Source organism: Mesorhizobium sp. M0910 (genome assembly GCF_040319465.1).
In the GTDB taxonomy this organism is placed as follows: Bacteria; Pseudomonadota; Alphaproteobacteria; order Rhizobiales; family Rhizobiaceae; genus Mesorhizobium.
The window spans coordinates 385,996-408,613 of the sequence record NZ_JAMYNZ010000001.1 but is presented as its reverse complement, the minus strand read 5'-3'; the positions used below and the strand labels follow the sequence as shown (position 1 = coordinate 408,613).

The window sequence follows — 22,618 nt, the reverse complement described above, 5'->3', positions numbered from 1 at the left end:
GTCAAAGACTTACGAGTTGCTGGCCGAAGCGGCGGTGCTGAGGTTCACTACGCGACACGCACCGTGCGCTGCCTCGGCTTGATCGCTGTGGCGAGCAGCAGGCCGGCGATGATGAGGGCGGCGCCGGCGAGATCGTAGTCGTGCAAGCTTTCGCCGAGGAACAGATAAGCGAGAACAGCGACGAAGGCGGTCTGCAGATAGAGCAGCATGCTGGCGCGCCCGGCGCCAAGCGTCTCGACGCTACGGTTGTAGAGATAGTACATCAGGGCGCCGCCCGGGCCAGCAACATAGGCGAGGGCCAGCAGGCCGTTCGCATGCAGCGCCGAACGATCCCCGGAAAACAGTTCCCAGAGATAAAGGGGCAGTGCGGCCAGCGCGCCGGCTCCCAGCAGCAGGACCACCATCGGCAGAAGCTCGATAGCGAATTTGGCGCGACGCAGCAGCACGGTGTAGAGGCCCCAGCAAAAGGCGCTGCCGACGATCCACAACTCGCCGGGATTGAATTGCAGCTGCATCAGCGCGGCAAGGTCGCCGCGCGCCACGATCACCACCATCCCGGCCAGAGCGACCAGCGCTCCAAGCGCTTTCCAGACACCGAGGGGCTCGCCGAGCACGAAGCGGGCAAGCACCATCGTCATGATCGGCGACAGCGCCATGATGATGCCGGCGGTTGTCGCGTTGGTGTAGTTGAGGCCCGTGTAGATCATGCCCTGACACAAGGTCAGCCCGATGGCGCCGATGACCAGCACCTCGATCACCCGGGAATGGATCAGCACGAGCATCGCCCCGTGATGACGATGGACGATAGGGAGCAGGATCGCGCAGGCAACCGTCAGCCGCCAGAAGCAGAGCGCCCAGGGCGGCATCTCGGGGGCAACCCACTTGGCGGCGATATAGACGCCGGCCGACAGGAGCCAGCAGAGCGTCGCGAGGGAATAGGCGAGCGGAAGTGATGCGCCGGGTGTCGCCTTCGCTACACTTGGATGTGCTATCGGCAGCGATTGGATATCCGTCTCCTCCCACCGCAGACTTTAGCAGATTTGCAGCGCCTTGCTAAGCAGCGACAACAGCTGTTTCACCAGCCAGTGCAATCGGTGGGTCATTGTGGGTCCCGCCGTTCACGGTCTCGTTCCTTTCCAACGCATGTTGGCCCATGAGCAACTCGATACCGAAAAGCGCAAGCCGTATCGATTTCGCGCGATACGAATGTGAGATTCATATCGCGCGACAGATATTCGGGCGGTTGCCACAATCTCCTCGCGCCATATTTCTACCGAGAGCAGATCTGTCGCGAATTCCTGGCCCTCGGATCACGCGCCGCTGTTTCGAAGCAATTGGAAGAATAAGCCACTGATTTCCGTTTACACAAAGAGCACGACGCAAATCCATGCGAAGGGACTTCCGATGCATGCCGGCTTCCGAGGAAGCGTACTCGTAGCGGTGTTGGGAGCCGTCATGGCGAGCTGCGCTGGCATTCCGGCGCAAAAAGCCGAGGCAATAATCGGCTATGGCCCCAACCCCACTTTACCGAAACCAAGACCGACGCTGATCCCGACTGTTAACATCGCCGAGGCGAAAGGCTGGCAGAAAGGAGGTATGCCGACCCCGGCGAAGGGGCTGGCAGTGAACGCCTTCGCTACCGGCCTCGACCATCCGCGCTGGCTGCATGTGCTTCCGAACGGCGACGTGCTGGTTGCTGAAACCAATGCCCCTGCCAAGCATGACGAAGGCTTCAGTCTTAGAAAGGTCTTCATGGACCTGGCTATGAAGCGGGCCGGCGCCGCAACCAAAAGCGCCAACCGCATCACGCTCCTGCGCGACACTGATGGCGACGGCATTGCGGATGTGCGAACGACGTTCGCGGAAGGCCTCAATTCGCCGTTCGGCATGACGCTGTCCAAAGGCAAGCTCTTTGTCGCGAATACCGACGCGCTTGTCGCTTTCCCCTATTCCAACGGCCAGACCCGAGTCAGCACGTCGCCGGAAAAGATCATCGACTTGCCGGCCGGGGACCTCAACCATCATTGGACCAAGGACGTGATCGCAAGTCCGGATGGACGCAAGCTCTATGTCACCGTTGGTTCCAACAGCAACGTTGGAGAAAACGGCATAGCCGCGGAGAAGAACCGCGCCGCTGTCCTTGAAGTGGATCGGTCGAGCCGTCGTACTCGGGTCTTCGCCTCGGGCCTGCGCAACCCGAACGGGCTCTCCTGGAATCCTGAAACTGGCGAGCTTTGGGTCGCCGTGAACGAGCGTGACGAGATCGGCGACGACCTCGTGCCGGATTACATGACCTCGGTTCGTGACGGCGCCTTCTATGGTTGGCCCTACAGCTACTACGGACAGAACGTCGACGAACGCGCCAAGCCGCAGCGCCCCGATCTCGTGGCGACGGCGGTCAAGCCCGACTACGCCCTGGGCTCTCATACCGCCTCGCTGGGACTGACCTTCTCCAAAGGCGCCCGGCTCGGTCCGGCCTACGGCAACGGCGCCTTCGTCGGCCAGCACGGCTCGTGGAATAGAAGCGTGCATAGCGGCTATAAGGTGATCTTCGTGCCGTTCCGTGGTGGCAAACCGAGCGGCCCTCCGAAAGATGTGCTCACTGGCTTCATCGGGCGTAATGGCGAGGCGATGGGCCGTCCAGTCGGCGTAGCTATCGATCAGACTGGCGCACTGCTCGTCGCCGACGACGTCGGTAATGTCATCTGGCGGGTCCGCCGGGCGAATGGCCGTTGAGCGTAGGTGCCTTTCTGATTCCGACCTCAGCCTTCGGCTACAGCGCCACGCCCGATATGACTTTCATTCGGCTGCGACTCAATGCAAATGCCAGTTGACGACACCGCGCCTGCCGCATGTCGGCCGCTACGGCGAGGTCTATTTTGCGCATGGCTATTCGGGCAAGGGTGAACCTGTCGACGCTGCCGTTCCCCGGCGGCACGGCGCTGAGCGGCCCGCTCCACGTGCTCGGCATGCTTTGGTACGCACGGCGCGACCGCATCAAACATTGAGCGCAGGCAGTGGCAACTTCTGTCCCGCAGGATCAAGCCTGCGTAGCCGGGACGCCGATAGACTTGCCTGCTTTTCCGCAGCTAATAGATCGATATGATTGCAGGATTAACCATTTCATAGCCCAGGCGCGGCTCCGATTTGCCTTTCGAAATCCCGCTGGAGGCAGTTCCGGTTGAACTGCGATCCAGCTTTGTTTCCCTGGTTTTCTTGATCGTGCTGCGCGACACGTCGGCGCAGGCCGACGCTGTGTTGACCACCCTCTTTTTCTCGTGCGCAACGGCTGCGGTGGATACGGCAATCACCATTGCCGCACAAATAATCGCCAATCTCATTGATTCCCCCCTTAGAGCACCGCAAACGTGTGGTCGACTGCCTTGAGACGCCGGCGAAGAGGTTACTCGCGCCTGGCCGATCCATGCGGCTTCCGACTGCCCAAGAATGTGACTACATTAGCTGAAGCGCAAGTAACCATTTCGGACTAGGCAACGGGTTCACCCTTCGACGGAAAGCGGCTGAGCTGCCGGCGAAAAGGCAGGCGTTTTAGCCGTTTCCGCCGCCGGGCGCCTTCTGAGAGCGACGCAGTCGATCGCGACGGAATGCGGCTATGCAGGAGGCTGGCAGAATAGACCGACAGCTCTGCTTCGAGCGCAACGCTCGCCGGCCAGAGGCTCGGAATCACCAAAGTCGACGACGGGATTTGGCTCGTCTCCGTCATGGACATACGTGCTCAAGGCTAACTCGGCGCAGCTTCGTTGCGGCACCGGCGGGCGCGTACAGCGGAGTGCTGGAATGGCAGCTATTCACCTCTCGCCAGTCCGCTTCCGGCGGACTGCAGCAACGCGGCATTTTCCACTTTGAGGCGAAGTAATTCTCAACTATGCTTGAGCTAGGCTTTTGGCATGGGGGATATTGCCGATGGTTTCGTCACGCAGGGGTGTCGTGCTCGGCGGCCTGGCGCTGGTCGCGGTGGGTGCAACCAGCAATATTGCTCAAGCCGCGGCGGCAAAATCCTTTTTCGCGGGTACCGCCAGCGACAACAATTTTGTCTATCGCAAGACCAACTTCGCCAAGATCGATAAGAGATGGCATCGCCAGATCGTCAAGTATTTCAGCAGCGAGCCGGTCGGCACCGTCGTGGTCGATACCCGCCACCATTTCCTCTACGTCATCATGGAAAACAAGACCGCCATCCGCTACGGCGTCGGCGTCGGCAAGGACGGCTTCAAATGGTACGGCCGCGCGACGATCGACCGCCGCGCGCTGTGGCCGGATTGGGTCCCGCCCCCCGAAATGCGTAAGCGCAGGCCGGAACTACCGCCCATGATCGCAGGCGGCGCGTCCAACAATCCGCTCGGGCCGCGCGCGCTCTATCTGCACCGCGACGGCGCTGACACCGGCTACCGCCTGCATGGCACGCTGGAGCCATGGAGCATCGGCACCGACGCTTCCAGCGGCTGCATCCGCATGTTCCCGGAAGACATCATCGACCTCTACCAGCGCTGCCCGATCGGCACCGCGGTGCAGGTCCTGCCGCATATCGCCGACCAGGCGCCCGCTTCCACCACTGTCGAATGATTGGCGCCTCATGAACCGCATGATTGAAAACACGCGCCGGCTGCTCGCTGCCGGCCTGCTGATGCTGGTCGCATCCTGCTCGACCAGCAACACGCTCGCCCCTTCCACGCCTGACATCACCAACACCGAGGTTGCCGGCTTCCAGAACGTGCAGCCGGGCAGCGAGGAGGATTTTATCCTCAATGTCGGCCGCCGCACCTATTTCACGCAAGGTTCGGCCGCGCTCGATTCTGTCGCCAAGGCCACCCTCGACACCCAGATCGCCTGGTTAGCAAAGCATCCGCGCTGGCTGCTCAAGCTGCAGGGGTTCGCCGACGATCCCGGCGCAAGTGAAATGGCGCTGTCGCAGCAGCGCGCCGATGCGGTGATGGACTACCTCGCCGCCGGCGGTATAGACCGCAATCGCATGTGGGCCAAGGGCTACGGCAAGGACAGGCTCGTCCGCGACTGCCCCGACACCGCCTGCAGGTCGCAGAACCGCCGCGTTGTGTCTAATTTGCGCGATGAGAGGGACGAGTCGTAGAGGTTGCTGTTTTTCTTGTGACTCGAAGCAGAGTCTCACATACGACGGCGGCATGGCTGCTTTGCGCCTAGGGCAGTCATACAGAAACTCAATGCCGACACTTTGAAGCGGACGTTGAAGGGAGCGCCCTGTGTGCGGCGATAACGCTGTTCCGGATCGCTGGGATACGCCCGCAGCCTCGGTGGCAAGCATAACGAAAGGAACCAAGCTGCCAGGGCCAGTTTCGAAGCCGGTTCCTGAAAAGGTCAATCCATGTCGCGCGCGTGTCGCGTGGATTTGCCGAGTGTCGCAGGAAATCCTTGCAAATCACCGGTAGCTGCTTGCAACATGGCGCGAAACACAATCGGCCAGCTTTAAGGGCTAGCCGATTGTCAAGTTTACTTGAGAAATTCTTGGTAGTGGGAGACCGCTACATCGCGACACCCACTATTGAGGGGGCGCTTTTTTGCTATCGTTGGCAAGCGGCCTGACAGCAAATCGAGATCGAGCAACCACGAACTCGACGATGATGGATGGGACGAACTGCGCCGAAAAAGCTGACAAATTCGGATACTTAACGTAAAACCTTGGGTCATGCGGTACCGAATGCAGTACCGTTCGGGCGATCAACCAACGATTGGCGAAATTTTGAACGGGCTACCATTACCGATGGCCTAAACACCATCTTCGTCCTTCGTTGCCGCAAGAAAGGTTCCCCAACCGCCGGATCAATCCGATCAGCCTGTGCCAACGCGCAACGGCTCCAATACTCAAACGTTTCGGGCGGGACTGAAGAGGTTAATGACTGCCGCACCCGGAGCAGTTCGACGTATTTCCTTATTTCGCTTGGCCTGCTGAAATGCAGCCGCATTTTTAGAAGGAACGACCGTCTGGCAGGACGACGCAAGCACTTGATGGCAAGGCCGTCGAGCGGATGGAGAAAGTCAGCGACGAACAATACCGCCGCTGAACCTTACCGGGCCGCAGCGTCTCGCACTTGGCGAAGTCTTGCGCTGCCGAGTCCTGCAATAGTGACAGGCACGCTGCCAACTCACCCCAGCCAATACCTCGGCCCCGGCCCCTTGCGTCCTGCCATATCGGCAGGGTTCGCAAGGCTACACCGGTCGATCGACAGACAGCCGCAACCGATGCACTCGGTAAGCCCGGACCTCAGGCGCTGCAACTCGGCGATGCGCTGGTCGATGCGCTTAGTCCACTGGCCCGACAACCGCGACCAATCCCGACGCGACGGCACGCGATCGGCTGGCAACTTGGCCAGCTCGGCGCCGATCTCCTCAAGAGTCAGCCCAATTCGCTGCGCGAAGACGATGAAGGCGATCCGGCGCAGCACGGATCGCGGATAGCGTCTGTGTCCCGAGCCGGCCCGCTCGGACGCGATTAGGCCGCGCTCCTCGTAGAAGCGCAGGGCCGATGAGGCGACGCCGCTGCGCCGCGACACGTCGGTAATGGTCAGCATGGAATCCATGCATGAACGAAAGCACGATTCCCGCTTGACTTCAAGTTAACTTGAACTTGTAGCAAGGGCCATAAAGCTTGAAGGAGCACCGGTAATGCAGTCGAATATTGATCTTCAAGGACTTCGCGTGGCGGTCACGGGCGGCACCTCCGGGCTCGGAATGGCGCTTGTGCGGCAGCTGACCGCGCAGGGTGCGTGCGTGGCCTTCGTCGCTCGCACCGCCGCGAATGTCGAACGCATTGCTGACGAGACGGGCGCGCACGGCATTGTCGGCGACGTCGGCAAGAAGGAGGACACCTACTCGATCGCGCTACAGGTCACTGCCAGCCTCGGCGGGCTCGACGTCCTGATCAACAATGCCTCGAGCCTCGGCCCTATCCCTCTGGCGCTCCTCGCCGATACTGAGTGCGAGGAGCTGGAAGTGGCGCTCGCGGTCAACCTGGTCGGCGCGTTCCGGCTGACGAAGGCCCTGTTCGGTGCGCTTGCCGCGTCCGCACGCGAGGGCCGTGGCGCGATGGTGATCAACATCTCCAGCGACGCGGCGGTGAACGCCTATCCCGGCTGGGGCGCGTATGGGGCGAGCAAGGCCGCTCTTGCCCATCTGACGGCGATTTGGGAGGAGGAGGCGAAAGCCGACGGCATACGGCTCCTCGCACCCGACCCTGGCGACATGGACACCCCGCTGCACGCGCTAGCGCTTCCTGACGCCGATCCGTCTACATTGAAACGCCCCGAACTGGCTGCTGCCGAGATCATCGAAAAGATGATCGACGCGCTACAGGTCCGCGCTACGCTTCACGCCGGGGCATGCGCATGATTGCCGCCGATCGTTCCGATCGGCGCAAAGCCAGGCTGTTGGTCGTCGAGGCGGACGGCACGATGCGCGACCTTCCGCGTGCTGGAATCGCGACGCTATTCGGTCCCGGCGATCAGGTCGTCGCCAATGACGCCGCGACCTTGCCTGCCAGCTTGCACGGCACGCACGTCCCAAGCGGTGAGGCGATCGAGATCCGCCTGGCGGGCTGGCTGTCACTTCCCGATCCAACCCGTTTCGTGGCGATTGCCTTCGGCTCGGGCGATCACCGCACGCGCACGGAAGACCGGCTGCCCCCACCTCCGCTGTCACCAGGCGATCGCCTCCGGCTCGGCTCGCTTGACGCCGTCGTCGAGCGCCTTCTCGACCATCCACGCCTTCTCGAGTTGCACTTCCCAGGCAACCGCGCAGCAGTGCTTGCAGGACTGGCGCAGCACGGCCGGCCGATCCAATACGCGCATGTTCCCGAGCCGTTGGCACTGTGGGATGTTTGGACGAAGATTGCCGCCGGGCCGGTCGCGTTCGAGGCGCCGTCGGCAGGCTTCGCGCTCGACTGGCGCACGCTCCAAGCCTGGCGTCGGCACGACGTTGGCTTTGCAACACTCACGCATGCTTCGGGCGTGTCTTCCACCGGCGATCCCGCGCTCGACTCGCGCCTTCCCTTCGACGAGCCATACCGCATCCCTGGGCGCACCGCGGCGCAGGTCGCGCGGGCGAAGCTGCGCGGCAGCCGCATCATTGCGATCGGCACGAGCGTAGTGCGCGCACTTGAGGCAGCCGCCAATCCCGGCGGCAATGTGCGTGCCGGAAATGGCATTGCGACAGGGTGCGTCGCGCGGGGCACGCGGCTTCGCGTGGTCGATGCGATTCTCACAGGCGTCCACCAGCCCGGCGAAAGCCATTTCGAGCTCCTGCGCGCCTTTGCCGACGATGCTCTGCTCGCTAAGGCCTCCGCAGCCTTCACCGCGTATCGATACCGCGCGCATGAATTCGGCGATTCCATGCTGCTCAATCGCCAACCGCTGCTTCTATCGCGCGAACAGAACCGTGCCGAGGTGCTCGAGACGAAGCCTCTACTCGAGGCGTGGCTATGATGTCGGCAGGTTCGGTGGCATTCCGGGCCGCACCGCGAACGTCAGCTTCGGAGAAGTGTAACAGACCGAAGGTTGATTGACGGTTCTCCCCAGGTCCACCCGGTTCCGAACCGGCACAACGCGCCAATTGCCGACCTTTCCGGCGAGTGTACCACTACCCACCGCGGCCCCGAGCATTCCCGACACCGAGCCGTTGGCATGACGTCGACCGATCGCTCCGCCGCGGCCTGGATCGACCAACCGCTGGCCCACGTCGCTGAAGCCATCGGCCGGACGACGATCGGTTCCTGGCCGAGCATCAGTCCGCCCACGATGAACCGCGCTCGCCGTCTGTGGACATGGTTGCCGCCGTGCTTGAGCGCGAGTGGTGGCGCCGTCGGCCGGAAGGTCGCGACGAATGAAACGCCGGCCCAGTTCAACCGGCGCGACGTCCTTCAAAGCTGGGGGGATCGATCTTCACCAAGCGGTCTGCGGCCTCGACCGCAGCTCGTATCCTGCTGCAAAGCGCGAGATTCTTGGCCAGCATTTCTTCAGTGCGTTGAAGCGCGAGCTCAGTCCGATGGATGCGCTGCCTGGCAATGGCAACTTCCGATGTCAAAATATCGGCCGCTATCCCGTGGCCGTGGGGTTCCATAGTATCCATCAGTTTCTAATACATGGGGGGCGATATCGTTCCCTGATATCGGGCGAGCGGGGTGCCGCCGTTCCTCTATCAGTGATGAGCGCTGCCTATATGGTCCGGCCGTCTTTGCAGCCGCGACAAAGGCGCGATGAGCCGAATGACCAACGCGCTCCCTGTCAACACAGCGCCAGAAACAGGGCGCCTCCTCGATCCGTCCTGATGCGGCCCGATGAACTGCGGGATATCAAATCAGCGGCCGACTACGCTGGCCGCGATGACAGGACCATTCGTGTGGGCAAAGCGATATGGGATCGGGCGCCAGAGTGGACGAGGTGCGCCCCATCGAAATTAGCCTGCCAGCCTTGGAAATGGTTCATGGCGAATGGGGCGCGCTGGAGAGGCTGCGCGCCGGCGACAGATCAAATCGATGCTGCGGCCGCGCTCGAGTTTCAAACGGGCAACCGGCGTTGGAGACGGTCGCCGGCCGCTTCACGTAATGGCGCGGCGGGCGAACGCCGCCGCGTCAACCCAGGGTAGCACATCGCCGTTCCGATCAAGTTCCTCCGCGACGATACGTCGGCCCGGTTCCTCGACAACCGCATATCGTCGTCGGGCGCCTCCATAGATTCGTTGAACCAACGACTGGAAAGGGTCGGTCTTTCGCGTTCCGTCAGAGTCGCAAGAGCGTGGGGTGAACGGTACTACATCCACACGGCCAGACGCCATTCCAACCGCTGATCCGTCTCGACCGCTTTCGGCCGCCTCGGCCGTTTCGCTAGGTCGCTTCGCCCGGCTTATGGAAGTTCGATCTCGCCGTCCACCACGTGGTTGAGGCCGGTGCCTTCCGCCGTCAGCGTCATGCGGACCTTCAGTTTCTTGCCGCCGATTTGCCCTTCGCGCACCGTCTCCTCGATCTTGCGCTGGGAGGTGACGCCGACTTCCTTCAGGAACTTGCGGATCGACATGTTGACGGCGTCTTCGCTCATGGCGGAACTCCTCTGTATCCGGAAGGGATTGTAAGGGAAGGCAAGGGATCAAGGAAGCAGGACGGTGACGCACGGTTTTATAGAAATAGACCTGGAGCCGGGAGGAGACGTCGGGTCCTTAAACTTGATCGACCCCTGGCAGGAGGAGTGGAACCGATCGACGTCTTGCGCAGAAGGAGCACTATGACGGCCATCTCGGCCTTGCTCTGACCGATCAGGAAAAGAGTGATCTGATCGAGTACCTCAAATCGATCTGATCAGCACTCGGCGCTTCTTTGGGTTCGATTGGGAGGAAAGATCATTAAAGAAGATCGTGGTGAGGTAATTGCGGGTCGGCACAACAGGCCAAGCGCTGTCTCGCCGGAAACTTCTTAAGGTGTCGATGACCGGCGCGGGCGATTGCAGGTGCAGGTGGGCTTGCTTCCTGCATGACAGGTCAGCCTGCGGCGCGCGGCACCACCCCAAAGCCTGTGGCGCTTTGTCAGGATGTTCCAAACAAGGGTCGCCGCTGCGGCGGATGCACCCGTGGAGCCGAAATGCAAGCGAGATTGTCGCGGGTGAAATCAGCCCCGATGGTTGGTGCCGCTTTTACAAAGCACGGCCGGCCTGATCGGTCGAACCCAGCGGAGACTTTCGTTGTCTGCTGCGCTGCGGGTGATGGTCTGCAGGCATCGCGTCGAGGATGTCGGGTCACATTAGGCATTCAACAAGTCCGGAGTCAGAGCCGAAATGATCGACGACCTTTCCAACATTTGCCTTCGCCATTGACCCCTCCCGGTCAAGCAACCCAAATATCAGCGTTCCTCTGGCGGCTTGACGTTCTGGAACTGCATCAGCAGCAGCAGATCATAAATGATTTTGAGTGCGCCGCAGATCAGGAAGGGCCATGCCCGGAACGAGGCAGCGAACAGAGCGCCCGCCAGGGCGGGACTGGCTGCGGCAGCCAAACTGCGCGGGACCGATGTGAAGCTCGCCGCGGCTGCCCGCTCCGCCGCCGTGACGACGGCCATGACGTAAGATGAGCGCGTCGGGACGTCCATCTGCGAAAGCGCGGCACGGATCAGCAGCAGGGCGAGCGCCAGAGGGAGCGTCGGCGCAAGCGCCGCCAGCATCAGGGCGATGCTGGACGGAATGTGTGTGAACACCATCGTGTTGATGAGTCCGATGTGCCGCGACAGCCAGGCGGCAACGGGGAATGAGAACGCCGAAAGGATGCCGGACCAGAAGAAGAAAAAGCCCGCTTCCGAAAGCGACAGGTCGAATTTTTCAAAAAGCCACAGGACAAGCAGCGACTGGACGAGGAAGCCGCCGGCAAAGGCATCAAGGCTAAAAAGGGCCGCAAGCCTGAAAACGATATTCCGCGAGGGGCCAAGCGCGGACGTGCTGCCGGAGTCCGACGTTGGACGGCGCTGCGGGATCTGCGCGTAAAGGAGACCGCCGAGCAGGCCCAGCAACGCATAGAGCACGAACATCGCCTTGATGCCGGTGAGTTGATCGAGGCCGGCTGGAGCCAGAAGATCAGGTGTCGCCGAAGCGAGCGCGCCAACCGCGGCTGCGAGCGCACCCACAAGGCTGTAGCGCGCGAACATCTTGGTCCGCGCGGCGTCGGTGACTTCGCGTGTGAGCACGGCATGCTCTAAGGGCACGAATACGCTGACGCTGCCGGCCGACGGGTTGATGGTGCCTGCGAAGGCGATCACCAAAAGCAGCGCGTAGTCGTGGACCACAGCAAAGGCCACACCCGTGGCGACCATCAGACTGGCGGCGGCAAGCAGGAGTTGGCGGTGATCGTGTCGGGCACCAAGGAGTCCGACGGCGATGGTCAAGAGCGCTGAACCAAGCAGCGATGCGGTTGCAATGATGCCGACCTGCAGAGGCGCGAAGCCTAATGCGAGGAGATATACCGGCAACAGAACGGCCACGAAGCCGTCGCCCATGTCCCGCAGGGCTCGGGCCGCAAAAAGAAAAGTCGCCGGGCGGATCTGCTGCACTGATCTAGCCTGACCTCATCACCTGCATTGGCGTCACCGGCTTTGGCAGCGTCGCTCGACGGGGCCGGAAGGATCATGACGGAGTCGCATTAGACATTCCAGCGAGGCGAATATCGGATTCAATCCTCGGGCTACCGCCCAACAATGCTGAATCATATCGTGTCAACGGCTTGCAACGACCGAAGACGCAACTGGCGCATATTGCACTTGGCTGTCAAGGTCGGGAAGAAGGGTCGGATCGCGAAGTTCCCCGCCGCATTGAACGTCCCAAGATGGCGCATAGTGCCGTTTCGGAACCGGGTGGACCGGGGGCAGGATCGCCAATCAACCTGGGATCATGTTGCAACCAAGTTCGAATGTCGCGTTGCTGGCAAGTAGAAATGTCGCATTGGGACGTTTCAGGGGTAGGCGCCAAGTCAGGATTGCGGGGTGACGTGCATCCTGGCTTCGCCGTGAGCGCCCGATCGGGGGCGATCAAGTATGGCACTTCGGCTTTACTAGCTTTGAGAGCGGCCACTTACGCGCGAGCTTCGTTGGCCGGTGTCGGTTGCGGGTGATCCGATATTCGTCCAGCATCGCGACGACATCTGCAATGCGAAGCTTGGCGAAGAGTTTGACAACGCAGATCAGCGCAAGATGTCCGACAGGCTCTCGGGCTTCTTCTCGCCAAGCGAGAGATCAAGGCCGGACAGAAGTTCGACGAGATGGCTTCGCATCAGGTCGGACGCGTTTTGTGCGTCGTGCTTTTCGATGGCATCGACGAGGGCGTGATGGGCGTGGCTTTCGCAGGTGGTGTCGCGGCGGCGCCAGTAGAGCGCGATGATCAGCGACGACCGCGACAGCAGGTCTTTGACGAAACCGGTCAGGATAGAATGGCCGGCGATTTCGGCGATGCCGACATGGAATTTTGCCGACAGCATGATGGCGTCGCTGTCGCGGCCGGCATGCAGGGCCTCGTGCTCTTTTTCGAGATGAAGCCGCAGTTGCGCGATCTCGGCCGGCTTTGCCACTTCGGCGGCAAGCGCCGCGACCTTGGGCTCGATCAGCGCCCGCGCCTCGAACACCTCGCGCGCTTCCTGCTTGGTCGGCTGGGCGACGAACGCGCCGCGGTTCGGCTCGAGCCGAGCCAAGCGGTCATGCGACAGCGCCTGCAGCGCCGCGCGTATCACCGCGCGGCTCACCGAATAGATCGAGGCGAGTTCGTCCTCGGGTAGTTTTGTGCCCGGTGCGAGGCGGTGGCTGACGATGGCGTCGCGCAGGCCGGCATAGACCGGAAACCAGCGCATCGTCGGCTTGTCGCCATCCCGTGGCTTTGGCCCAAGCAGGTCCATCGTCTCATTGTCCCGGCGGCCGGATCGCATAGCGGCACGAACACCGCGTTTCCGGCCGCACATCGAACATCCTGTGTGGGAATGTCAACAATTTTGCACGCATCAGGATACACGGCCGGAGGGCGAAAAGGGCGCAAAGATTCCGGCGAAGGATTTTTCGAGTGGAACCTGGTAGCCGCCGCGCTTTGAGGTCGACAGGCCAAGGCCGACGAGGCTCTCGCAGAGTTTTACTGCGCAGGCGACGCCGTCGAGCACGGGAAGGCTATGTTCGCGGCTGAGCGCGGCGGCGAGGTCGGCCATGCCGGCGCATCCCAGCACAATCGCTTCGGCCCGGTCGTCGCGGATGGCGCGCTCGATCTCCTCCGAAATTCGATGGCGGGCGTTGGAGCCGGGCACTTCGAGCTCCAGAACGGGAACGTCGCTTGCCCGCACCTTGGCGCAGCGGCTGGCGAGGCCGTAGCGAACCAGATTGTGCTCGATCGCCGGCACCGAACGCGACAGCGTCGTCACCACGCTAAATTTGCCGGCAATCAGGCTCGCCATGTGAAACGCCGCTTCGCCGATGCCGACCACCGGCATCTCCCGGACGCAGCGTACTGCGTCGAGGCCGGTGTCGTCGAAGCAGGCGATGACGCAGGCGCTCGCCGCCGGATGTCTCTGGATCTCGCCGATCATTCCCGGGATGGCGAAGACCTCGTCGAAATAGCCTTCGACGCTCGGCGGCCCGTCCTTCGGATTGACGGCGATGATCCTGGTGCCGGCCGAAGCCGCGCGGCGCGCCGCCTCGCCGATCTTTTCGGTCATGGACGCGGTGGTGTTGGGATTGACGACGAGTACGTCCATTTGCGCTTTCATATTTCGCCGCCGAGATAGAGTTTCTTGACCCGGTCGTCGCCAAGCAGCTCAGCCGAATGTCCGGCCAGCGCGATCTTTCCGGTCGTCAGTGCGTAGGCGCGCTGCGAGATGCGCAGCGCCATGCGCGAATTCTGCTCGACCAAGAGAACACTGACCTTTTCGTCGCGATTGATCGCCACGATGGAGCGGGCGATGTCCTGAACGAGCTTCGGCGCGACGCCGAGCGAGGGTTCATCGAGCAGCAGAAGCTTCGGTTTGGCCATCAGCGCCCGCCCGATCACCAGCATCTGCTGTTCGCCGCCGCTCATCGTACCCGCCGTCTGGGAATAGCGTTCCTTCAGGCGCGGGAAGCGCCCGAGCACCATGTCCAGCGTCCTTGCGATTTCGGCCTTGTCGATGCGGGTGAAGGCGCCCATCATCAGATTGTCGCGCACCGTCATGTAGGAAAAGACGCGCCGACCCTCCGGCACCATGGCGATGCCCATCCTGACCAGCTCGTCAGGGCGCGTTCCGTCGATGCGGTGGCCCTGGAAATGAATCTCGCCGCTGCGGACCTTCTTCAGGCCGGTGATGGCGCGCAGGATCGAAGATTTGCCCGCGCCGTTCGCGCCGATTAGCGCGACGGTCTCGCCCTCGTTGACGTTGAGCGACACACCCTTCAGTGCATAGACATGGTCGTAGTAGAGTTCGACGTCGGAGACTTTCAGCAGTTCGCTCATGGCTAAAATCCGATCGTCTCATCTTCGGCGCCGAGGTAGGCCTCGATGACCTTTTCGTTCTCCTGGATTTCCTTCGGCGTTCCCTCGGCGATTTTCACACCGAAGTTCAGTACGACGATTCGGTCGGAAATGTTCATGACGGCGGGCATATCGTGCTCGACCAGCAGGACAGTCACGCCGCGCTTCCGCACGCCGCGCACCATCTCCACCGCGCGCACGGTTTCGTCATGGTTCATGCCAGCGAAGGGCTCGTCGAGCAGAAGGACGGTCGGATTCGTGGCGAGCCCGATGGCAATCCCGAGCGCGCGCAGATGGCCGTGCGGCAGCGTGCTGGCGATCTCATGCCGTTGCGCGCCGAGACCGAGGAAGTCGATGATCTCGTCGGCCGAGCGGCCGAATTCATCTTCGTCGCGCCGTGCGGTATTCGTGCCGAGATAGAAGCCGGCAAGGCTGGCATTGGAACGCAGGTGATGCGCGATTATGACATTGTCGCGCACCGTCATGCCCTTGAAGATCGTCGTCTCCTGGAACGTGCGCACGACGCCCTTCCGGGCGACGATATGCGGCGCCAGGCCTGAAATCCGCTCTCCCCGGAACAGCACTTCGCCCGAGGTCGGATTGAGAAAAGAGGAAATCAGCTTGAACAGCGTCGATTTGCCGGCGCCGTTGGGGCCGATGACGGAAAGGATCTCGCGTTCGCGGACCGCGAAGGAAACATTGTTGACCGCGACCAGCCCGCCGAAGCGTTTGGTCACTGCCTTGATCTGGAGAAGGTCAGTCATGGTCCTAGCCCTGCTCCCTGCCGAACAGCCGGAGGCTGAGCAGGCCGTTGGGAAGGAACAGCATCAGCGCGATCAGCACCGACGAGAAGATCAGCAACTGGAACTCGCCGGTCTCGAACAGGAAATCCCAGCCGAAATAGAGCACGAAGGTGCCGATCATCGGCCCGAAGACGTAGCTGAGCCCGCCGAGGAAGCAGTTCAGCATGAAGTTCACCGAGTCGGTGACGGTGAAGCTGGACGGATAGATCGACTGAGAGATGGCGACGAACATCGCGCCGCCGAGACCGCCGAGGAACGAGGAGATGGCGTAGGCGATGACGCGCAGATAGGCGATATTGACGCCGATCGAGGAGGCCAGTTCCTCGTTCTGCTGCAACGACTGGCAGAGTTTGCCGATGCGCGAATGGACTAGGCGGTAGAGCGCTGCAAAGCACAGCACCATCAGCACAACCGACACCAGATAGAAGGCGGGACGCGGATTGGCGAGCGTCGCGAAATCCGGAAGGATGGTCAGCCCGAATATCGAGATGCCGCCGGGGAGCGGAATGCTGACCATGCCCTTGGCTCCGTTGGTGATCGGCAGTGCCAGTGCGAGCAGCCGCGCCACTTCGGTCAAAACCAGCGTGACCATGGCGAAATAGACGCCGCGAAGCCTGAGGATGGGCAGCCCGATCAGCACGCTTGCAGCGGCGCAGAATAGCCCAGCCAGCGGCAGTGTCAGCCAGAACGACACACCATACTGGACGACAAGGATGGCCGAAACATAGCCGCCCATAAGCGCGAAGGCACCCTGGCCGATATTGATGCGGCCGATGTAGAAAGTCACCCACACCCCGGCGCTGGCGATGCTGAGCAGCGCGACCGAAGTCAGCGTGTAGTAGAGGTCGAGCCGACCCGTCGCCTCGATCAGCCAGGGCACGCCGATGAGTACGACCAGCAGGAAGACAGCGACGCCGAGGATGTTGCGTGTACGCTTCATGTCGATCACCCCCACGGCTTGCCCATGAGCCCGTTCGGGCGGATGCTCAGGAACACCATCAGCGCGGCGAAGATGACGAGATAAGTGACGTCGCCATATTGGCGTAGCACCGTCAGGCCGACCGATTCCATCATGCCGAGGATGAAGCCGCCGGCGATCGCTCCGCTGACCACGCCGGCGCCGCCGATCATCACCATCAAGAACGCCTTGATCGAGATCGGCCCGCCGATGCCCGAATTGACGCCGGTGATGGCGACCAGCAGCCCGCCGACTATGCCGGCAAGCATCGCGCCGAGCGCAAAGCCGATCATCGAATAGCGGTCGACCTCGACGCCCATAAGCTGTGCCGCGACCCGGTCCTGCGCCAGCGCCCGCATGGCGCGTCCCGGCTTGCTGTACTGCATGAAAAGCACGAAGGAGGCGATGAACAGTATGGCGAGTGCGCCGACCAGCAGCCGGTCGTAAGGCATTATGAGGCTGTCGGAGACGAAGACGCCGTTGACGATCTTCGGCACGCCGCGCTGCTTTTCGCCGAACAGGAGGAGGATCACGGCGTCGAGGAAGAATGCGACCGCCGCCGCGAGAAGCATCGTACTTTCCTCCCGCACGCTTCGCCTAATGACCGTTCTGAAAAGGAATTTCTCGACCAGCGCTCCAATGACCAGCAGCGTGATCCCGGACGCGACGAGCGCGACGACGAAAGGCATGCCGAGCTGGCCATAGACGGTGTAGGTGATGAAGCCACCGAGAACGTACATCTGCCCATGGGCAAAGTTTAGCACGTTCATCAGAGCGAAGATCAGGGTCAGACCGAGCGCGATCAAGGCGTATTGCGCACCAAGATAAAGCCCGTTGGCGATGACTTGTTCCATCAGGATGGTTCCCGGCCATTCAGAGGCTCAAGGCGAATGCACGAGCCTCTGCGGCAATCCGCTTCAGTGCAATTGCGTCAATCGACTTGAGCGACGAAGAGCGTCTCGAACTTGCCGTCGCGGTATTCCGTGACCACCATCGGGACCGAAAGCTGGCGCTTCTGGCCAAACGACGTCATTCCGACATAGGTCAGCTTGGCATCGCCCTTCAGATAGGGATTGGGCGCCGAGAAAGTGTCGATCGTCTTCTTGAACTCCTCGACATTGTCGATCGCGGCCGGGTTCGCCTTCAGCGTCTCGATGATGTATTCGAGCGCGTAGACCTTGGTGTTGGACTCGTCATTGTATTCGCCAAACATTTTCGTATAGCGGTCGACGAACTCCTTCATCATGTCGGATGCGATTTCGGGCGTCGATGCGCCGCCGACTGAGATGAAACCGTTGGCCAACTCGCCCGCGCCCTCTTCCAGCACCTTGGCATCCTGCGCCGTTTCGGTGGAGATCAGACCTTCGTAGCCGAGCTCGCGCGCGGCGCGGATCAGCAGCGGAGCATTGCCGGGCGCGACACCCGAAAGCACCAGCAGGTCCGGTTTTTGCAAAACGATCGGCGTCAGTACCGGCGTGAAATCGCGGGTATCGTTTTGGTAGACGTCCGTGGCAGCTACAACCTCAAGCCCGAGCGCCTTTGCCGCGGCAACACCGCCATCCCGTTGACTCAGCGGATCGGATTCGTTGGCGGCGACAAAGGCGACTTTTTTCACGCCCCTGTTTTCCATGAGATATTTGTAGATCGCCGGAGCTGACTGGTAGTTGGCGATCATGCCGAGCACGGCGTTGGACGCCGGCGGGGTGTAGAGTTCCTTCGGGAATGCGTAAGGAAAATAGATGATGCCCTTGGATTCTGCCACGGGACGCACCGCCGCCGCGCCGTCGTCGACATTCGGACCGACGACATAGTGGATGCCCTCCTGGGCCATCTTCTCCATGCCGGCGATCGCCCGCTTCGGGTCCTTCTGATCGTCGAAGGTGACGATTTTGATGTCATAGGTCTCGTCACCAATCTTCACCCCGCCGGTTTCGTTGATCCAGGCGGCGCGCGTCTGCATCGAGCGGACGTTGGATGTGCCCCACGCAGCGGCCGCGCCACTCGTCACGCCGACAAAGCCGATCTTGAGTTCCTTGTTGGCGGCTTGCACTGTGATTGTGCCGCCGGCCATGATTGCCAGCGCAGAGACGGCGCCGAGTGCGGCGAATGTGATTATTGAACGTCTGTTGATCATTGTTCTTTCCCCTTTGGAGGCCGCGCATTGTTGCGACAGAACTCGACCGATACGCGGACTTTTGTGAGTCAAGGCTCAAATCAATTATCTGTCAACAAAACTTTTACAGATTGTTGACAATCTTGTGCGGTCGTAGAGGAAGGACGTAGGACCGGCACGGCTTCGTGTCGGCGATGGTGCGGCATCCACAAAATAGGAATATAATCCGCATCCCATCAAGGCACATAGACTTCGTCCCGCCCTCAGCGCATGCTCGTATCGGGGAGCTGAAGGGCAACATGGACGCGATCAACGCACACCGACAAAAGGGCGGCTGTGTTGCCGGCACTTTGTAAGCCGTTCCAACGTCAAAATTGTCGGCTTGCTTCCCGTCCCTCGCGACTGCGGGGTGGTCGTTTAATCGATTGACTCGCGTAAGGCACCGGCAGTTAATCTCCCCGCCAGGGCAAAAAGACGGGCTATGAAACTGGGAGCAAACGATGACTGTCCAAAAAGAAGACTATCGAACCAACAGAGCCGACTACGCCACAGCTGCGATGCATAGCCGAGCGACCGCTGAGGGCGATCGTGATGATTTGGTGGCGAGGAAAAAGTCCCTGTGGGTAACAGATCGGCGATCTGCAAAATTGGCTGCAAACCCGTCAGAAAGCTCGCCAGAACCCAAGGCAAAAGCGCGCGGTAAGTGAATCGTGCCAGCCACTTTCTTACCGCCGCGTACTTTGTTCGCATGGTTCAAGTACATTAGATTTGTCTAATGTACTAACCAGTCAGTCGAGCATTCCCGAACGCTCGCTGGTCAGGCCAAGCGGCCCCTAACCCAAGCCGCTGGGCCGCCCCCTAAGGAAGTGCGTGTATCCCTGAGGCGGTCGTCGGTGACCCGCCTCCGTACCGCGGCCGGGATCGCAACCACGTCATCGACCCAACGCCCCGCATCGGTACCGCTCAAACGAATGGCAATTTTCTGTCCAGATGCGTTTAGTATCCATTCTCGGGAGACCCACGCGTGGTCGCGTGGGAGACAAGTGACTCCCCTTTAAAGGCATCGAGATGCTACCAGTGCTGAAAAGTCAGTTCCTTAGACCTAAAGATCGGGCGATTTGCCAGCGGGTTGTCGACCAGATAACCGCCGACGCTAAATGGTACAGCACTTCGATAGACGGTCAGATTCTGGTCTCGACCGCGCTGAATCTCTTTCAATCAGGGGTCGTAAACGAAACGAATTTGCTGGCACATGTTCGCGCGCGGCGCCACGACTTCACTAAACTGACAGCCTAGCTCCACCCGGGCGGAAACAGCGCGCTAAGCTGCAGCATACACGTTTCCGCAACGAGAAAAGGCGGCAGATCGAGGTGCCAGCCCTGTTCTGGCTGAGTATCTTGTAGACACCAGCTTGACGCGCTTCAGAACAATGGTCTCGCCGTGCGGATGTTCGTCGAGGTCATCGATTCCGACCCCATGCTCAGCGATCCGGTCAAGAAGCCGGAGACCGGACCGGATGACCGTCGCCCTGGCAGCGCCTTCCACCGGCGCAGCGATCTGCTGTTCGATATAATCCATCTCTGGCTTCGCCATGAGGTCGAGAATGTGTGGGAACATCTTGCTGTACACGCGTGGTCGATAGCGGCTCTTTGTGCCGAGAACGCGGTTGGAGCGCCTGGATCCTCGGCGACGTGATGGTGCATGAGGCCCGACAGAACGGCGTCAACGGTCAGGTCGAATGTTTCCTGATCCCGGTTCCGGCGCTTGTTCGTCCTGAGCCCGACATGGGCCTCGCAGTTCAGGAGCAGCCCGATCGCTTCCTGGACGATAGCCTTGGTGTTCTCCGATGCGGCGAACCGATAGGCATTGAAGGGACTGTCGCGCTCTTCCTCTCCGTCATCGAGTTCGGTCACGATAGGGGTAGTCTGATCCATCTGCAAAATTTCTGGTCTTCAAAATAGCCACCCCGCATACGCGGTCGCATGAACGGCGATAAGCAGGCAAGGTGTCGCGGGAGCGCTCCTCGCTATGCCGCCCTGTCCCGCTTTGCCAGCTTCGCCACGGTCGCCCGAGAGCAGCCCATTACGTCGACAATCTGATTCCAGCTGCGCCCGTCTTCAGCATCGCCGAGGCAGCGGCGTTCCGCTTCGCGTCCTCCTGCCGGCCCCGCATACGCCCGTCGGCCTTGGCCTTCTCGATCCCTTGGACCTGCCTCCTTCTTCGGTCGGTGTAGTCCTTGCGGGCAATGGCTGCGAGCATGTCCAGCATCATACTATTGATCGCCTCGGCCATGCGCCGGGAGAACTCGTCGCCTCCATCACTGACAGCCTGCCAGGATGTCGGCAGGTCCAGCGCCACGACGCGCACCTGCTTCGCCTTCAGGTCGGCTCTCAGCTTCTCCCAATCGGCCTCGTTCAACTGGGAAAGACGATCAACTTGCTCCACCAAGAGCACGTCTTGGGGATGACAATCGCGCATGAGCCGATCCAGCTCAGGACGCTTCAAGGTTGCCCCACTCTCGTTCTCTTCATACCAGGCGGCCACCGCCAGACCGCGCTCTTTTTTGAATCGTTCAAGGTCTTCCCTTGCCCGTCCTGCGTCTTATTCCTTGGTTGATGCGCGGAGATAGGCCCTGATGAAAGACATGTTCGGAAACCCTCTTCAGTTCAGTTAAGATGGTTTCCGGTTTGGCTGGTACCGCTGGAGCATACCATACGAGACCGGGTGCCTCGGTGGGTCACTTGATGAAGGAATAGGGCGTCAGGAACGGCTGACCGTACTGACCGGGCCAAGACCCCAAGAACTTGACGGAATAGCCTTTGAGGAACCCCGGTCGCCGCGTCTCGAAGTTCAGCCATGTTTTGGGAGACGAACGCCATGACCGCGAACGATTGCCGAAACATTGCCCAATACCCGGTCACCCCAAGCTCCATGCCTTTGACAAACCTGAAGCTGAACTGATCTCCCACATTCTTCCGGCCCTGCGACATGGTGTAATCCGCCCCGAGGATGTCCAGAAATGCTTGGGGCAGCCGGCCTTGAAATCGTTCATAGTTTGAATGCCATCGCGCAAACACGCCACCAGCCGGGCCGACAATCTCCCCAGTAACCCAGTGGTGAAGGGCAAACCCATGCGAGCGGCGAAGGTAGTCATTACGGAGGACATGATCGGCCCGTTCGCCGCCAGCACTCCTCCGCCCTTCAACGTAGCGGCCGTCCTCCTTCGGTCTGCCCAGTTCGGCGATTAGGCTGGGATAGTTTCGGTACACAGATTTGATCGACCGCTTGACGTCGTCATGCTGTTCAGCCGTCGTCGGGTTGGGCAGGAAGCGGCTTGCGAACGCCGCGACATCGTCCATCTCGCGTGTCCCTTCAGTGACATTGCTTGCAGGTAGTCACTTCCCCGCCCTTCGGTCGCCACTTTCCATCGAACAGCCCCCTTGGCGGTACGTGGTCGATGTCGACGCCGCGAGTCGATCCGGCACAATAGATGCAGAACGGCTGCTTGCTCCGTAACTTCTGGCTCAGACTCACCATGTTGGGGTCCAACTCTCCGACACAACATGTTACGGCCTCGCTGGCGGAAAGCGAAGGGCGCATGGGGGAGTCTCGCGCGAGCCAGTTATCCGATCCCCCGCTCAGAAATTTCTACCAAACATTCCGCCCCCTTCACACGAAATCGTATGTTGATTTTTTACCACTGTGGATCATCAATGATCGCTTGGGTTTAGCTTGAGGGGGCTCCCAGGAT

The 22,618-nt window shown here is 61.0% G+C and carries 23 protein-coding genes and 2 pseudogenes; 8 read left to right on the top strand and 17 right to left on the bottom strand.

Annotated features, from left to right (window positions below; translation table 11 throughout):
- Window positions 1-47 precede the first annotated feature (47 nt).
- Window positions 48-1,007, bottom strand: a complete 960-nt coding sequence (locus NKH78_RS02125; protein ID WP_352737025.1) for a DMT family transporter — start codon at window positions 1,005-1,007, stop codon at window positions 48-50.
- Between the two features lie 397 nt (window positions 1,008-1,404).
- Between NKH78_RS02125 and NKH78_RS02120 the strand changes: the two genes are divergently transcribed.
- Together NKH78_RS02120 and NKH78_RS02115 are read left to right on the top strand one after the other, a co-directional pair.
- Window positions 1,405-2,736 (top strand): PQQ-dependent sugar dehydrogenase, encoded by a 1,332-nt coding sequence (locus NKH78_RS02120; RefSeq protein WP_352736945.1) that lies wholly within the window; start codon window positions 1,405-1,407, stop codon window positions 2,734-2,736.
- Window positions 2,737-2,830: 94 nt separating this feature from the next.
- Window positions 2,831-3,008: pseudogene (locus NKH78_RS02115) on the top strand (FAD-dependent oxidoreductase); the annotation flags it as partial.
- 81 nt (window positions 3,009-3,089) lie between these two features.
- On the opposite strand, the gene NKH78_RS02110 reads toward NKH78_RS02115, so the two are convergent.
- Window positions 3,090-3,341, bottom strand: a complete 252-nt coding sequence (locus NKH78_RS02110) for a hypothetical protein (RefSeq protein ID WP_352736944.1) — start codon at window positions 3,339-3,341, stop codon at window positions 3,090-3,092.
- A 583-nt stretch (window positions 3,342-3,924) separates the two neighbouring features.
- On the opposite strand from NKH78_RS02110, the gene NKH78_RS02105 reads away from it, so the two are divergent.
- On the top strand, window positions 3,925-4,584 hold the full coding sequence (locus NKH78_RS02105; RefSeq protein WP_352736943.1) for a L,D-transpeptidase: 660 nt from the start codon (window positions 3,925-3,927) through the stop codon (window positions 4,582-4,584).
- A 10-nt stretch (window positions 4,585-4,594) separates the two neighbouring features.
- A complete protein-coding gene (locus NKH78_RS02100; RefSeq protein ID WP_352647462.1) occupies window positions 4,595-5,107 on the top strand; it encodes an OmpA family protein in 513 nt (170 codons plus the stop codon).
- 1,030 nt (window positions 5,108-6,137) lie between these two features.
- Here the strand turns inward: NKH78_RS02100 and soxR are convergent.
- Window positions 6,138-6,572, bottom strand: a complete 435-nt coding sequence (gene soxR, locus NKH78_RS02095) for a redox-sensitive transcriptional activator SoxR (RefSeq protein ID WP_127862987.1) — start codon at window positions 6,570-6,572, stop codon at window positions 6,138-6,140.
- A gap of 85 nt (window positions 6,573-6,657) precedes the next feature.
- On the opposite strand from soxR, the gene NKH78_RS02090 reads away from it, so the two are divergent.
- Together NKH78_RS02090 and NKH78_RS02085 are read left to right on the top strand one after the other, a co-directional pair.
- Window positions 6,658-7,380 (top strand): SDR family NAD(P)-dependent oxidoreductase, encoded by a 723-nt coding sequence (locus NKH78_RS02090; protein ID WP_352736942.1) that lies wholly within the window; start codon window positions 6,658-6,660, stop codon window positions 7,378-7,380.
- Entirely contained in the window at window positions 7,377-8,471 is a 1,095-nt protein-coding gene (locus NKH78_RS02085; RefSeq protein WP_352736941.1) for an S-adenosylmethionine:tRNA ribosyltransferase-isomerase, read from the top strand. The genes NKH78_RS02090 and NKH78_RS02085 overlap by 4 nt, the downstream gene beginning before the upstream one ends.
- Before the next feature lie 415 nt (window positions 8,472-8,886).
- Here the strand turns inward: NKH78_RS02085 and NKH78_RS02080 are convergent, their stop codons facing one another.
- From NKH78_RS02080 to NKH78_RS02035, 11 genes and pseudogenes are all read right to left on the bottom strand, one after another.
- Window positions 8,887-9,105 carry a hypothetical protein gene (locus NKH78_RS02080; protein WP_352776994.1) on the bottom strand — a complete coding sequence of 73 codons (219 nt, stop codon included), beginning with the start codon at window positions 9,103-9,105 and terminating at the stop codon, window positions 8,887-8,889.
- Between the two features lie 483 nt (window positions 9,106-9,588).
- Window positions 9,589-9,708, bottom strand: a pseudogene (locus NKH78_RS32580) (AAA family ATPase); the annotation flags it as partial.
- Window positions 9,709-9,887: 179 nt separating this feature from the next.
- Window positions 9,888-10,079, bottom strand: coding sequence for a DUF6494 family protein (locus NKH78_RS02075; RefSeq protein WP_023679340.1), 192 nt, complete (start codon window positions 10,077-10,079; stop codon window positions 9,888-9,890).
- Between the two features lie 794 nt (window positions 10,080-10,873).
- Complete coding sequence (locus NKH78_RS02070) at window positions 10,874-12,016, bottom strand: MFS transporter (RefSeq protein WP_352737024.1); 1,143 nt, start codon at window positions 12,014-12,016, stop codon at window positions 10,874-10,876.
- A 680-nt stretch (window positions 12,017-12,696) separates the two neighbouring features.
- The gene (locus NKH78_RS02065; RefSeq protein WP_352478397.1) at window positions 12,697-13,401 is read right to left on the bottom strand and encodes a GntR family transcriptional regulator; all 705 of its coding nucleotides are present in this window, start codon (window positions 13,399-13,401) and stop codon (window positions 12,697-12,699) included.
- A gap of 102 nt (window positions 13,402-13,503) precedes the next feature.
- Window positions 13,504-14,244 (bottom strand): aspartate/glutamate racemase family protein, encoded by a 741-nt coding sequence (locus NKH78_RS02060; RefSeq protein ID WP_352736939.1) that lies wholly within the window; start codon window positions 14,242-14,244, stop codon window positions 13,504-13,506.
- Window positions 14,245-14,252: 8 nt separating this feature from the next.
- The gene (locus NKH78_RS02055) at window positions 14,253-14,975 is read right to left on the bottom strand and encodes an ABC transporter ATP-binding protein (RefSeq protein ID WP_352478401.1); all 723 of its coding nucleotides are present in this window, start codon (window positions 14,973-14,975) and stop codon (window positions 14,253-14,255) included.
- Between the two features lie 2 nt (window positions 14,976-14,977).
- Window positions 14,978-15,757 carry an ABC transporter ATP-binding protein gene (locus NKH78_RS02050; protein ID WP_352478402.1) on the bottom strand — a complete coding sequence of 260 codons (780 nt, stop codon included), beginning with the start codon at window positions 15,755-15,757 and terminating at the stop codon, window positions 14,978-14,980.
- Between the two features lie 4 nt (window positions 15,758-15,761).
- Window positions 15,762-16,736 (bottom strand): branched-chain amino acid ABC transporter permease, encoded by a 975-nt coding sequence (locus NKH78_RS02045; RefSeq protein ID WP_352881726.1) that lies wholly within the window; start codon window positions 16,734-16,736, stop codon window positions 15,762-15,764.
- Window positions 16,737-16,741: 5 nt separating this feature from the next.
- Window positions 16,742-17,608, bottom strand: a complete 867-nt coding sequence (locus NKH78_RS02040) for a branched-chain amino acid ABC transporter permease (protein WP_352478406.1) — start codon at window positions 17,606-17,608, stop codon at window positions 16,742-16,744.
- A 77-nt stretch (window positions 17,609-17,685) separates the two neighbouring features.
- A complete protein-coding gene (locus NKH78_RS02035) occupies window positions 17,686-18,888 on the bottom strand; it encodes an ABC transporter substrate-binding protein (protein ID WP_352478408.1) in 1,203 nt (400 codons plus the stop codon).
- Between the two features lie 479 nt (window positions 18,889-19,367).
- On the opposite strand from NKH78_RS02035, the gene NKH78_RS02030 reads away from it, so the two are divergent.
- A complete protein-coding gene (locus NKH78_RS02030) occupies window positions 19,368-19,574 on the top strand; it encodes a hypothetical protein (RefSeq protein ID WP_352506248.1) in 207 nt (68 codons plus the stop codon).
- Between the two features lie 613 nt (window positions 19,575-20,187).
- On the opposite strand, the gene NKH78_RS02025 is transcribed toward NKH78_RS02030, so the two are convergent.
- Entirely contained in the window at window positions 20,188-20,445 is a 258-nt protein-coding gene (locus NKH78_RS02025; RefSeq protein WP_352506247.1) for a hypothetical protein, read from the bottom strand.
- A 116-nt stretch (window positions 20,446-20,561) separates the two neighbouring features.
- Here NKH78_RS02025 and NKH78_RS02020 point away from each other — a divergent pair, with 116 nt between their 5' ends.
- Complete coding sequence (locus tag NKH78_RS02020; protein WP_352506246.1) at window positions 20,562-20,828, top strand: hypothetical protein; 267 nt, start codon at window positions 20,562-20,564, stop codon at window positions 20,826-20,828.
- Window positions 20,829-20,949: 121 nt separating this feature from the next.
- Here NKH78_RS02020 and NKH78_RS02015 read toward each other — a convergent pair whose 3' ends face one another.
- A complete protein-coding gene (locus tag NKH78_RS02015; RefSeq protein ID WP_352736938.1) occupies window positions 20,950-21,411 on the bottom strand; it encodes a recombinase family protein in 462 nt (153 codons plus the stop codon).
- Between the two features lie 122 nt (window positions 21,412-21,533).
- Window positions 21,534-22,226, bottom strand: coding sequence for a hypothetical protein (locus NKH78_RS02010; protein ID WP_352691722.1), 693 nt, complete (start codon window positions 22,224-22,226; stop codon window positions 21,534-21,536).
- Window positions 22,227-22,618 lie beyond the last annotated feature (392 nt).